Genomic DNA, 12,208 nt, shown 5'->3' with positions numbered 1-12,208 from the left:
ATGATGAAAAGCAGGAAACGACTGGGGGGTTAACAGTATGCATAAAAAAGATATCATCAGGCTGCTTGAAACGATTGCGGTCTATATGGAACTGAAAGGGGACAACCCGTTTAAAATATCAGCCTTCCGAAAAGCGGCAGCGGCGCTTGAGCAGGATGACCGCAGCCTGTCGGAAATCGACGACATGATGTCTATATCCGGCATCGGAAAAGGCACTTACGGCGTCATTCGTGAATATATGCAGGAAGGTGTGTCCGGCACGCTTCTCCAATTGCAGAAAGAAGTTCCGGAAGGCTTGGTTCCTCTTTTGAAGCTTCCGGGCCTCGGCGGCAAAAAAATCGCCAAGCTGTATCAGGAATTGGGCGTTCATGACGCGGAATCGCTGAAAGAAGCGTGCGAGCAGCAAAAAGTACAGGGGCTCGCCGGTTTCGGCAAAAAAACGGAGGAGAAAATCCTTCAGGCTCTCGGAGAAGCCGGAAAACAGCCGGAACGTTTTCCGATCGGCTATGCGCTCGGCATTGCTTCAGTAATTGAAGAACATTTAGCCCGGCTGACGGATATTCAGAAATATTCCCGGGCCGGCAGTCTCAGAAGAGCGCGGGAAACCGTAAAAGATCTGGATTACATTATCGCTACAGATCATCCGGAGGCTGTCAGAGAACAGCTTCTTTCCCTCCCGAACGTAAAAGACGTGATAGCGAGCGGGGATACAAAAGTATCAGTCATCCTGACCTTTGAATATGAGACGAGTGTGGATTTCCGGCTTGTGACAGAGGAACAGTTTGTCACCACGCTGCATCATTTTACCGGTTCTAAAGATCACAACATTAAAATGCGCCAGCTGGCGAAAGAGCGCGGTGAACGGATCAGCGAATATGGGGTAGAAACTATAGAAACGGGAGACGTCAAAACATTCCCGAGCGAAGAAGCGTTTTACGCCCACTTCGGCCTGCCGTTTATTCCTCCGGAGCTCAGAGAGACCGGGCAGGAGGTCGACACGTACCGGGAAGAAACGGATCTTGTGGAGCATAAAGCGATAAAAGGCGATCTCCACATGCACTCAGCCTGGAGTGACGGCGCTTTTTCCATCAGAGAAATGGCAGAAGCGTGTATGGCAAAAGGCTATCAGTACATGGCGATCACCGACCATTCCCAATATTTAAAGGTAGCCAACGGGTTAACGGCCGAACGGCTCAAAAAACAGGCGGAAGAAATTGACGCGTTAAATGCTGAATTTGAAAATTTTCATATTTTTAAAGGCGTAGAAATGGACATTCTCCCCGACGGTTCGCTCGATTATGATGACAGTGTTCTGTCTGAAATGGATCTTGTCATCGCATCTATTCATTCAAGCTTCAGCCAGCCGGAACATGTCATTATGAAACGGCTTGAACAGGCGCTGACGAATAAGCACGTGGACATTATCGCCCACCCGACGGGACGCCTGATCGGCAGACGGGCCGGCTATGAAGTCGACATCGACATGCTGATTGAACTCGCCGCCAAAACAAATACGGCGCTTGAACTGAATGCAAACCCCGCGCGCCTCGATTTGCGGACTGAGCATCTGATCAAAGCAAATGAAAAAGGCGTGACTTTGGTCATTAATACCGATGCCCATAATATCGAGATGCTCGATGATATGGAAACGGGCGTGACCGCTGCGCGCAAAGGCTGGACGGAAACAAAACATGTGTTAAACGCCCGGCCGCTACACGAGGTCAAAGCATTTCTGACGCGCAATGATTAAGTAAGGAGGATCACAAAACCGTGCAGCAAAAAGTGTTATCATCACTTGAATTTCATAAAGTAAAAGAACAGATTACCGCACATGCCGCCTCATCGCTCGGCCGGGAGAAGCTTCTGCAGCTGAAACCTTTGACGGATCTCTCAGACATCCAAAAACAGCTGGATGAAGTCGAAGAAGCATCCGCGGTCATGCGCTTGAGAGGCCATGCTCCGTTCGGCGGCCTGACAGACATAAGATCCGCTTTACGGCGGGCGGAAATCGGCAGTGTGCTGACGCCGGCGGAATTTACCGAATTGTCCGGGCTGCTGTATGCCGTTAAACAAATGAAGCATTTTATCAGCCAAATGACAGAAGACGGCGTCGGCATTCCGCTGATACAAGCCCATGCAGAAGAGCTGATTACATTAGGCGATTTGGAAAGGGAGATTAACTCCTGCATTGATGACCATGGTGAAGTGCTTGATCATGCGTCTCCCGCTTTAAGGGGAATCCGCACGCAGCTCAGGACGCTTGAATCAAGAGTCAGAGACCGGCTTGAATCGATGCTGCGTTCATCTTCCGCTTCTAAAATGCTGTCTGACACCATCGTTACGATTCGGAATGACCGCTTTGTCATCCCGGTCAAACAGGAATACAGATCAAGCTACGGCGGAATTGTCCACGATACATCTTCATCCGGTGCGACACTGTTTATTGAACCGCAGGCGATCGTAGATATGAACAACTCGCTTCAGCAGGCGAAAGTAAAAGAAAAACAGGAAATCGAACGAATTCTCCGAATGCTGACGGAGCATACGGCTGAACACACACAAGAAATCGCTCACAATGTGGAAGTGCTGCAGACACTGGATTTCATTTTCGCCAAAGCGAGATACGCAAAAGCAATGAAGGCGACAAAACCACTCATGAACGGAGACGGTTTTATCCGGCTGAAAAAAGCGCGCCATCCGCTGCTGCCCCAAGATCAAGTCGTGGCCAACGATATTGAACTGGGCGGAGATTACTCAACGATCGTTATCACGGGACCGAATACGGGCGGTAAAACCGTTACGTTAAAAACACTCGGGCTGCTGACGATAATGGCGCAGGCGGGATTGCACATACCGGCTGATGAAGGATCGGAAGCAGCCGTATTTGACAATGTGTTTGCCGATATCGGCGATGAACAGTCGATCGAACAAAGTCTGAGTACGTTCTCATCCCACATGGTCAATATCGTCAATATTTTAAAAGACGTGTCTGAAAACAGTCTTGTGCTGTTTGATGAACTCGGTGCCGGAACAGATCCGCAGGAAGGAGCGGCGCTTGCCATGAGCATCCTTGACGAAGTTCACCGGACAAACGCCAGAGTGCTTGCGACAACCCATTATCCGGAACTGAAAGCATACGGATATAACAGACAAGGCGTCATGAATGCCAGCGTTGAATTTGACATCGAAACGCTTTCGCCTACTTATAAGCTTCTGATCGGAGTGCCGGGCCGAAGCAACGCATTTGAAATCTCAAGACGCCTTGGGCTTCCGGAGCATATCATCGGCCAGGCGAAGTCAGAAATGACCGCCGAACATAACGAAGTCGATCTGATGATCGCATCGCTTGAAAAAAGCAAAAAAAGAGCGGATGAAGAACTTTCTGAAACCGAATCAATCAGAAAAGAAGCAGAAAAACTGCACAAAGAGCTTCAGCAGCAAATCATTGAGCTGAACGCCCAAAAAGATAAAATGATGGAAGAAGCCGAACAGAAAGCTGCGGAAAAACTGGAAGCCGCCGCAAAAGAAGCCGAACAGATCATCCGCGAACTCCGGTCCATCAAGCAAGAACACAGATCCTTTAAGGAACACGAGCTGATTGACGCCAAAAAACGTCTCGGAGACGCGATGCCGGCTTTTGAAAAATCAAAGCAGCCGGAAAGAAAAACAGAGAAAAAACGCGAGCTGAAGCCGGGCGACGAAGTAAAGGTGCTCACATTCGGACAAAAAGGGGCGCTGCTTGAGAAAACCGGCGAGAAAGAATGGAACGTCCAAATCGGCATCCTCAAAATGAAGGTGAAGGAAAAAGATCTTGAGTTTCTCAAATCGGCTCCTGAACCGAAAAAAGAAAAAGCAATCACCGCCGTAAAAGGGAAGGATTATCACGTATCCCTTGAACTTGACCTCAGGGGAGAGCGTTACGAAAACGCCCTCAGCCGCGTCGAAAAATATTTAGATGACGCGGTGCTTGCCGGCTATCCGAGAGTGTCCATCATTCACGGAAAAGGCACGGGCGCCCTCCGAAAAGGGGTGCAGGATCTTCTGAAAAACCACCGCAGCGTGAAAAGCTCGCGGTTCGGGGAAGCGGGAGAAGGAGGATCAGGCGTAACGATTGTCGAACTAAAATAAAAAGGGAGTAAACGTCATGAATGCTTTTTGGGAAAATGAGCTTGTTGAAATCGCGGCTTATTACAGTGTAGCCGTCTTGTGTCTCGTCATTTTTCTGACCGTGTTTGAATTGGTGACATCCTATAAAAACTGGGTGGAAATCCAAAAAGGCAATCTTGCGGTGGCAATGGCGACCGGAGGGAAAATTCTCGGTATCGCAAATGTCTTTCAGCACAGCATCGCCCAGCATAATTCGCTTTTGCAAATGATCGGCTGGGGCGTATACGGATTTATTATGCTTTTAATCAGCTATTTTATCTTTGAATTTCTGACGCCCCGGTTTAAAATTGATAAAGAAATTGAAAAAGATAACAGAGCTGTCGGCTTTATTTCATTTGTCATCTCAGTCGGCCTGTCATTTGTGGTGGCCGCCGGGATTTAAGGGGACGGGGAAAAATGGAGAAGCTTGCGAAAGTGCTGCTGTCGGCAGCGGGAATTTTTCTGTTCATCGGACTTATTTATCTGGTCATGACATCTTAATACTGAAAAAAGGCTGCCGAACTAGAATCGGCGGCCTTTTTTATTGAGAATACCAGTTTATGCAGGCCGTATCAGAGCAAATGACGGCTTCCCAATTCATGGCGCGGATGACAGACGGCATGTCTTGATCTTCCATGAGAAAGAGTGTCGTAAAAGAATCATATATGCTCATAAAAGCGGTGCGCCGTTTTTCGTCGGCAATGATCATGTCAGCCAGCAGCAATTCGCATACATCCGAAGCCGCCGTTTGATTGAGTGAAAATATGCCTTTCTCTTCGACAGGCTCATAATAAGTGCAGCGCTTTATGCCTTTTGAACGGAACACATCCAAAAGTCCCGGAATTAAAAATGGTGAAGTAATATCGTCGCTCGGCAAGTACAGATCGGGATGATGAAGCCGATTTAACAGCTCGGCGGATTCAGGATGTGCATATTCATCCCGCAGTGCCATGACAGCAGTCATAAGCGCAAGCGCCGTCTCTTTTTCAGAGCGCAATCCGCAAACGGTCATGACGGATTTCCAGGAAACGGGTCTGCCCATCGCGATGATCTCCTCATCACTCGGATACATATGTTCATAAGGCCGCTTGCGCTTTTGCTCTTCCCACCCATCAGGCATCCGGACAAAGGGATGGAGCAAAAAGGCGGCCGACGTAAACGGCTTCGGCAGCTGGCGCAGGATAGGAACTCCCTCTTCAAAATGCAGCGTTTCCAGCAAACTCAACACCTCCTGAAACTCGAAATTTCACATGAAACGCTTTCCAATTCCAATCACCCTTCTGCTATAATAATAGCGTATAGGAAAACAGAAGGGAGAGGTATTATGCAGTCTGAAAAGCCATGGCTTTCTCAATATCCCGAAGAGATTCCGCATGAGCTTGAATTTACCGATCAAACCCTGCCATCCAATCTGACAAACTCCGCAGCTCAATTCCCGAACCACACCGCCATTTATTTTCTCGGAAAAAAACTCACATTCCAAGACGTTCTCACAGATTCGTTAAAGCTAGCCGCTTTTTTACGCAAAACAGGCCTGAAAAAAGGGGACAGAGCCGCCATTATGCTGCCCAATTGTCCGCAGTCGGTCATCGCTTTTTACGGCGTATTGTTTGCCGGCGGCATTGTCGTTCAGACCAACCCTCTCTACACGGAACACGAGCTTGAGTATCAGCTGAAAGACAGTGCGCCGCGCGTGATCATCACCCTCGATATGCTGTTTCCGAAAGTGATAAAAATGAAAACGTTATCACTCGTCGAACGCATTATTACAACGAGTATAAAAGACTTTTTGCCGTTTCCGAAAAATATGCTGTATACGCTCACACAAAAACAGCAGGTGCATATTGATTATGACGGCTGCGAACAAATTCACAAATTAGCGGATATTTTAAAAAACGAAAAAGCGGAGGAAGCGGAGCCATTTGATATTGACCCTGCGCATGACATCGCCGTGCTTCAATACACGGGCGGAACAACCGGCTATCCGAAAGGTGTCATGCTCACACACCGGAACATTCAGGCCAATACAGAAATGTGCGCCGCCTGGATGTACAAAATGAAAAAGGGAGCCGAAAAGGTGCTCGGCATCGTGCCTTTTTTTCATGTGTACGGATTGACCGCCGTGCTCAATTTTTCCATTATGCAGGGATGTGAAATGATCCTTCTTCCCAAATTCAATCCTTTGGATACCTTGAAAACAATCGACAGGCTGAAGCCGACGGTTTTTCCCGGGGCGCCGACGATTTACATCGGGCTGTTGCATCATCCGGAGCTGAATAAATATGATCTGTCCTCCATTGAAAACTGTCCGAGCGGTTCAGCGGCGCTGCCGGTTGAGGTCAAACAGAAATTTGAAAAAGTGACCGGAGGAAAGCTTGTGGAAGGCTACGGATTATCCGAAGCATCACCGGTTACCCATTCAAACTTCATCTGGGGAAAAAACAAACCCGGCAGCATCGGCTGTCCCTGGCCCAATACCGACGCCGGAATCTATTCAGAAGAAAAAGGCGGGCTTGCGGAGCCGTATGAACACGGCGAGCTGATTGTAAAAGGCCCTCAAGTCATGAAAGGATACTGGAATAAGCAGGAGGAGACCGCGCGTGTCATCAGAGACGGCTGGCTGTTTACCGGAGATATGGGATATATGGATGAGGAAGGATTTTTCTACATCGCCGACAGGAAAAAAGACATCATCATTGCCGGCGGATACAACATTTACCCCCGAGAGGTGGAAGAGGCGCTGTATGAGCATGAAGCCGTTCAGGAAATCGTCGTAGCGGGCGTTCCTGATTCCTACAGGGGGGAAACGGTGAAAGCATTTATCGTTTTGAAAAAAGGCGCCGAGGCAGATGCCGATGAGCTTGATGCGTTTGCAAGAGAGCGGCTTGCGCCGTACAAAGTCCCGAAGCTTTACGAATTCAGAAAAGAGCTTCCGAAAACGGCCGTCGGAAAAATATTAAGAAGGCGTTTAGTCGAAGAGGAAGATGCTTCCCGTGAAAACAAGGTGCCTTAAAAGAAAAACTTGACAAAATCCGGATTCCTTTTTATCATGAAGTTATGAATGAATAGTCATTCATTTATCGAAGGAAGGAACGATGACATTGAACCAAAAACGGCCAAAGTATATGCAGATTATTGATGCAGCAGTAGAAGTCATAGCGGAAAACGGCTATCACCAATCACAGGTGTCCAAAATCGCCAAGCAGGCCGGCGTTGCGGACGGCACCATCTATTTATATTTCAAAAACAAAGAGGATATACTCATTTCTCTTTTTAAAGAAAAGATGGGCCAGTTCATTGAACGCATGGAAGAAGAAGTGAAAGAAAAAACGACGGCAAAAGAAAAACTCGCTCTCGTTATTAAGCAGCATTTCACACTGCTCGGCAATGACCGCCACCTCGCGATTGTGACCCAGCTTGAGCTCAGACAGTCGAATATCAAGCTGCGCCTGAAAATCAATGATATTTTAAAAGGTTATTTAAACATGCTGGACACCATTTTGACCGAAGGAATCAAGTCGGGGGAATGGAAAGACAATCTCGACGTCCGCCTCGCCCGGCAGATGATATTCGGGACGATAGATGAAACAGTGACAACATGGGTGATGAACGATCAGAAATATGATCTTCCGGATTTGTCAGACAAGGTATTGGAGCTGTTGGTGTCAGGGATTCATCAAAACTAAAGGGGGTTGACGGATGAACAGCCTTTCGATGGCGGTAGAACAATCTGTTGCGGTGATCACCATTAATCATCAGCCGGCCAACGCGCTGTCCGGTGCGGTTTTAGATGAGTTGTCCGGTCTGTTCGACCGGTGTGAAACGGATGACAGCGTCAGAAGCATCATCATTCGCGGTGAGGGAAAATTTTTCTCGGCGGGCGCCGATATAAAGGAATTTACGTCGCTTGAAAATCTTGAGCAATCTTCTGCCATGGCGGATAAAGGCCAGCAGCTGATGGAAAGAATTGAAGGGTTTCCGAAGCCCGTTATCGCAGCGATTCACGGCGCTGCGCTCGGCGGCGGTCTTGAGCTAGCCATGGCCTGCCATATCAGAATCGCTACATTGGATGCAAAGCTCGGCCTGCCCGAGCTGAATCTCGGCATTATTCCGGGCTTTGCCGGGACGCAGCGGCTTCCCCGGTACGTCGGTACGGCGAAAGCGCTTGAAATGATCGGCACTTCAGAACCTGTGACCGGAGAAGAAGCGCTCAGCCTCGGCCTTATCACGATAGGCGCCGAACATGAGGAAGAGCTGCTGCAAAAAGCGAAAACGCTCGCGGGCAAATTTGCGGAAAAAAGCCCGCAGTCGATGGCTTATCTGCTTGAGCTCCTTTATTCAAACAAGATCTATTCTTATGACGGCGGCTTAAAGCTTGAAGCAAAGCGCTTTGGGGAAGCATTTGCATCAGATGACGCAAAAGAAGGCATTCAGGCATTTCTCGAAAAAAGAAAGCCTCAATTCGGTGGGCGAAGATAAAGGGGATAAGATTATGAATCTATTTGTACTGATGAAACGGACGTTTGACACAGAAGAGAAAATCGTCATTGAAGCAGGAAAGATTCAGGAGGACGGGGCCGAATTTATCATTAATCCGTATGATGAATACGCCATTGAAGAAGCCATTCAGCTGAAGGAAGAGCACGGCGGAACCGTTACCGCCGTAACCGTCGGCGGAGAAGATGCGGAGAAAGAACTGAGAACCGCCCTTGCGATGGGCTGTGACCAGGCGGTGTTAATCAATATTGAAGATGACCTGAGCGATCCTGACCAATACTCCATTTCAACTATCTTATATCATTACTTCAAGGACCGGGAATATGATCTGATTCTCGGCGGAAATGTCGCGATTGACGGCGGTTCAGGCCAAGTGGCTCCAAGGCTTGCCGAACTGCTGAACATTCCTTGCGTCACAACGATCACAAAACTGACAATCAGCGGCGATGAAGCTGTGGCAGAGAAAGACAATGAAGGGGATACCGAAATCATTAAAACCTCACTTCCTTTAGTCATCACGGCACAGCAAGGCTTAAACGAGCCGCGCTATCCGTCGCTTCCGGGCATTATGAAGGCGAAGAAAAAACCGCTGGAAGAACTTGAGCTCGATGATCTCGACATTGATGAAGATGAAGCCGCACCGAAGCTCAAAACGATCGAACGTTTTCTGCCGCCGCAAAAAGAAGCGGGCAGACTGATCGAAGGAGAAGCCGCTGAGCAGGCGAAAGAGCTTGTGTCACTGCTGAGAAAAGAAGCCAAAGTCGTATAAACCGATATTAAAGAAACTGGGGGATGTCAGAATGGGAAAAAAAGTGATCGTACTCGGAGAAATTCGTGACGGCGCCTTACGGAACGTCACCTTTGAAGCCATAGCCGCAGGCAAAACCATTTCCGGCGGAGGAGATGTCATCGGCGTACTGATGGGAAAAGGCGCGGCTGATGCAGCACCGGAACTCATTCAGTACGGCGCCGACAAAGTATTTACGGCCGATGCGCCGGGGCTTTCTCAGTATACGGCGGACGGATATGCCGCGGTTCTCGGGGATCTGATCGAAAATGAAAAGCCTGATGCGGTCATTTTCGGCCACACTTCTATGGGAAAAGATTTGTCACCTAAGCTTGCGGCCCGGTTTGAAACGGGGCTGATCTCAGACAGCACGGATGTAAGCGTTACCGGAGACAACATCGTTTTTACAAGACCGATTTATTCGGGCAAAGCCTTTGAACAGGTGATTTCAACCGATCCGTTCATTTTGGCGACAATTCGGCCGAATAATATTCAGGCATTAGAAAAAGACGCGAACCGGACGGGTGATATTGAAGAGCTTGCGGCACCTCCGGCAGATTTGCGGACGGTCATTGAAGAAGTAGTCAAAAAAACGGCGGACGGCGTGGATTTATCAGAAGCGAAAATTATCGTAGCAGGCGGCCGCGGTGTAAAAAGCAAAGATGGATTTGAACCGTTAAAAGAACTTGCCGAGGTGCTCGGAGCAGCGGTGGGCGCTTCACGCGGCGCGTGTGACGCGGACTATTGCGATTATTCCCTTCAAATCGGCCAGACGGGAAAAGTCGTCACGCCGGATTTGTATATCGCCTGCGGAATTTCCGGAGCGATTCAGCACTTGGCGGGCATGTCAAACAGTAAGGTCATCGTTGCCATTAACAAAGACCCGGAAGCAGAAATATTTAAAATAGCGGACTACGGAATTGTCGGCGATTTGTTCGAAGTGGTTCCGCTTCTGACCCAGGAATTTAAAAATGCCAATATTCATTCATAATTAAAACCCTCTGGCTTATTTGTCAGAGGGTTTTGATTTGTGTTAATTAGTTCGGACAAATTATAGATTAATAAAACAACGGATTGACATGTACGAACCAATGTAATAAGCTTTTGTAAAGCGCTTACAAACTTATCCATACAGCATTCATCCCAGATAGATTGTCTCTAGTGCTTTCATTCTTATTAAGGGGAAGGAATGATCAAGTTTGTCTCACAATACGGCAGTCATTCAAACTGATATCACACGGGGAACCATTAATAAAAACATATACGGACATTTCGCGGAACATCTGGGAAGAGGCATATATGAGGGCATCTGGGTCGGAAAAGATTCCGATATTCCGAATACCGGCGGGATCAGGACGGATGTCGCCGACGCCCTCAAACAGCTTCAGATTCCCGTCCTCAGATGGCCGGGCGGCTGTTTTGCAGATGAATACCATTGGGCAAACGGCGTAGGGAAACGCAAAACCATGCTGAATACCCATTGGGGCGGGACGATTGATTCCAATGAATTCGGCACGCACGAGTTTATGATGCTTTGTGAACTGCTCGGCTGCGAACCGTACATCGCCGGAAACGTCGGCAGCGGAACGGTTAAAGAAATGGCTGATTGGATTGAATACATGACGTTTGAAGCGGGCACGCCGATGTCCGACTGGAGAAAAGAAAACGGGCGGGAAAAACCGTGGAAGCTGAAATATTTCGGAATAGGAAATGAGAACTGGGGCTGCGGCGGAAACATGCATCCTGAGTATTATGCCGACCTTTACAGAAACTTTCAAACCTATGTCCGCAATTACAGCGGTAATGAAATCTATAAAATTGCCGGCGGCGCGAATGTCGACGATTACCGCTGGACTGAAACTTTAATGAAAAAAGCCGCTGATCTCATGGACGGGCTGAGCCTTCATTATTACACAATACCGGGCGACTTCTGGAAGGGGAAAGGATCAGCGACGGAGTTTTCGGAAGATGAATGGTTCATCACGATGAAAAAAGCGGCGCATATGGATGAATTGATCACAAGGCACAGTGCCATCATGGATCAGTACGATCCCGAAAAAAGAGTCGGGCTGATCATTGATGAATGGGGCACGTGGCTTGATCCTGAGCCGGGCACGAATCCGGGCTTTCTGTATCAGCAGAATACGATCCGCGACGCCCTTGTCGCAGCCACGCATTTTCACATTTTTCATCAGCACGCAGACCGCGTACAGATGGCCAATATCGCGCAAACCGTCAATGTGCTTCAGGCAATGATCCTGACAAAAGGGAAAGACATGCTGTTGACGCCGACGTATCATGTGTTTGATATGTTTAAGGTGCATCAGGACACTTCTCTTTTGGCGACAGAAACAAAAGCAGCCGGGTACGAATGGAATGACGGCCGGCTCCCGCAAGTCAGCATTTCAGCGTCCAAACAGCAAAACGGAGACATACATATCAGCATTTGCAATATCGATCATCTGCACAAAGCTGATGTGAAGATTGAACTGCGGGGCATGAAAAAGACAGGGAAGCCTTCAGGAACGATTCTGCACGCGGAAAAAATAAATGCCCATAATACATTCAGCAGTCCGGAAAACGTCAAACCGAAGCCGTTTTCCGGGTTTGCTCAAAAGGGCGGAAAACTTGAGGCGGAGCTTCCTCCGATGGCGGTTGTATTAATCACGCTGCCTGCGGACCCATCTTAAGTTTTGAACGCCCGCCGCCCGGTTATAATATACTGTATAAAAAAGATTATTTCCGGCGGGTTCGGGAGAAAATAATATAAGCATTAAA

10 protein-coding genes are annotated in these 12,208 nt (G+C 48.3%); 9 read left to right on the top strand and 1 reads right to left on the bottom strand.

What is annotated here, in order from left to right; all coding sequences use genetic code 11:
- Nucleotides 1–37 precede the first annotated feature (37 nt).
- Genes polX through SB724_RS08705 form a run of 3 tightly spaced genes read left to right on the top strand, consistent with a single transcriptional unit; the run spans nucleotide 38 to nucleotide 4,549 of the window.
- Nucleotides 38–1,750 carry a DNA polymerase/3'-5' exonuclease PolX gene (polX, locus tag SB724_RS08715; protein WP_410570795.1) on the top strand — a complete coding sequence of 571 codons (1,713 nt, stop codon included), beginning with the start codon at nucleotides 38–40 and terminating at the stop codon, nucleotides 1,748–1,750.
- Between the two features lie 20 nt (nucleotides 1,751–1,770).
- Entirely contained in the window at nucleotides 1,771–4,128 is a 2,358-nt protein-coding gene (locus SB724_RS08710; protein ID WP_285979185.1) for an endonuclease MutS2, read from the top strand.
- A 16-nt stretch (nucleotides 4,129–4,144) separates the two neighbouring features.
- Nucleotides 4,145–4,549, top strand: coding sequence for a DUF350 domain-containing protein (locus SB724_RS08705; RefSeq protein WP_003152541.1), 405 nt, complete (start codon nucleotides 4,145–4,147; stop codon nucleotides 4,547–4,549).
- A 138-nt stretch (nucleotides 4,550–4,687) separates the two neighbouring features.
- Here the strand turns inward: SB724_RS08705 and SB724_RS08700 are convergent, their stop codons facing one another.
- Complete coding sequence (locus SB724_RS08700; protein ID WP_410570790.1) at nucleotides 4,688–5,365, bottom strand: DUF2711 family protein; 678 nt, start codon at nucleotides 5,363–5,365, stop codon at nucleotides 4,688–4,690.
- Nucleotides 5,366–5,470: 105 nt separating this feature from the next.
- On the opposite strand from SB724_RS08700, the gene SB724_RS08695 reads away from it, so the two are divergent.
- The 6 genes from SB724_RS08695 (at nucleotide 5,471) to SB724_RS08670 (ending at nucleotide 12,120) form a co-directional block, all read left to right on the top strand.
- Nucleotides 5,471–7,159, top strand: a complete 1,689-nt coding sequence (locus SB724_RS08695) for an AMP-binding protein (protein WP_038459415.1) — start codon at nucleotides 5,471–5,473, stop codon at nucleotides 7,157–7,159.
- A gap of 88 nt (nucleotides 7,160–7,247) precedes the next feature.
- Nucleotides 7,248–7,832 carry a fatty acid metabolism transcriptional regulator FadR gene (gene fadR, locus SB724_RS08690; protein ID WP_007408119.1) on the top strand — a complete coding sequence of 195 codons (585 nt, stop codon included), beginning with the start codon at nucleotides 7,248–7,250 and terminating at the stop codon, nucleotides 7,830–7,832.
- Between the two features lie 13 nt (nucleotides 7,833–7,845).
- On the top strand, nucleotides 7,846–8,625 hold the full coding sequence (locus tag SB724_RS08685) for an enoyl-CoA hydratase (protein WP_105937467.1): 780 nt from the start codon (nucleotides 7,846–7,848) through the stop codon (nucleotides 8,623–8,625).
- 13 nt (nucleotides 8,626–8,638) lie between these two features.
- Nucleotides 8,639–9,412 (top strand): electron transfer flavoprotein subunit beta/FixA family protein, encoded by a 774-nt coding sequence (locus SB724_RS08680; RefSeq protein WP_007612949.1) that lies wholly within the window; start codon nucleotides 8,639–8,641, stop codon nucleotides 9,410–9,412.
- Between the two features lie 31 nt (nucleotides 9,413–9,443).
- A complete protein-coding gene (locus SB724_RS08675; RefSeq protein ID WP_032873765.1) occupies nucleotides 9,444–10,421 on the top strand; it encodes an electron transfer flavoprotein subunit alpha/FixB family protein in 978 nt (325 codons plus the stop codon).
- Between the two features lie 208 nt (nucleotides 10,422–10,629).
- Nucleotides 10,630–12,120: an alpha-N-arabinofuranosidase gene (locus tag SB724_RS08670; protein WP_410570788.1), complete on the top strand. Its 1,491-nt coding sequence runs from the start codon at nucleotides 10,630–10,632 to the stop codon at nucleotides 12,118–12,120.
- Nucleotides 12,121–12,208 lie beyond the last annotated feature (88 nt).

Source organism: Bacillus sp. SIMBA_031 (genome assembly GCF_046535225.1).
Taxonomy (GTDB): domain Bacteria; phylum Bacillota; class Bacilli; order Bacillales; family Bacillaceae; genus Bacillus; species Bacillus velezensis.
The sequence above is the reverse complement of the archived record's forward strand: the minus strand, read 5'-3'. Positions and strand labels throughout refer to the sequence as shown.

What these genes read in the sequence shown, in the direction of transcription:
- SB724_RS08695 (WP_038459415.1), top strand. Translation starts at nt 5,471, where the DNA reads ATGCAGTCTGAAAAGCCATGGCTTTCTCAATATCCCGAAGAGATTCCG.
- SB724_RS08705 (WP_003152541.1), top strand. Translation starts at nt 4,145, where the DNA reads ATGAATGCTTTTTGGGAAAATGAGCTTGTTGAAATCGCGGCTTATTAC.
- SB724_RS08680 (WP_007612949.1), top strand. Translation starts at nt 8,639, where the DNA reads ATGAATCTATTTGTACTGATGAAACGGACGTTTGACACAGAAGAGAAA.
- SB724_RS08675 (WP_032873765.1), top strand. Translation starts at nt 9,444, where the DNA reads ATGGGAAAAAAAGTGATCGTACTCGGAGAAATTCGTGACGGCGCCTTA.
- SB724_RS08685 (WP_105937467.1), top strand. Translation starts at nt 7,846, where the DNA reads ATGAACAGCCTTTCGATGGCGGTAGAACAATCTGTTGCGGTGATCACC.
- polX (WP_410570795.1), top strand. Translation starts at nt 38, where the DNA reads ATGCATAAAAAAGATATCATCAGGCTGCTTGAAACGATTGCGGTCTAT.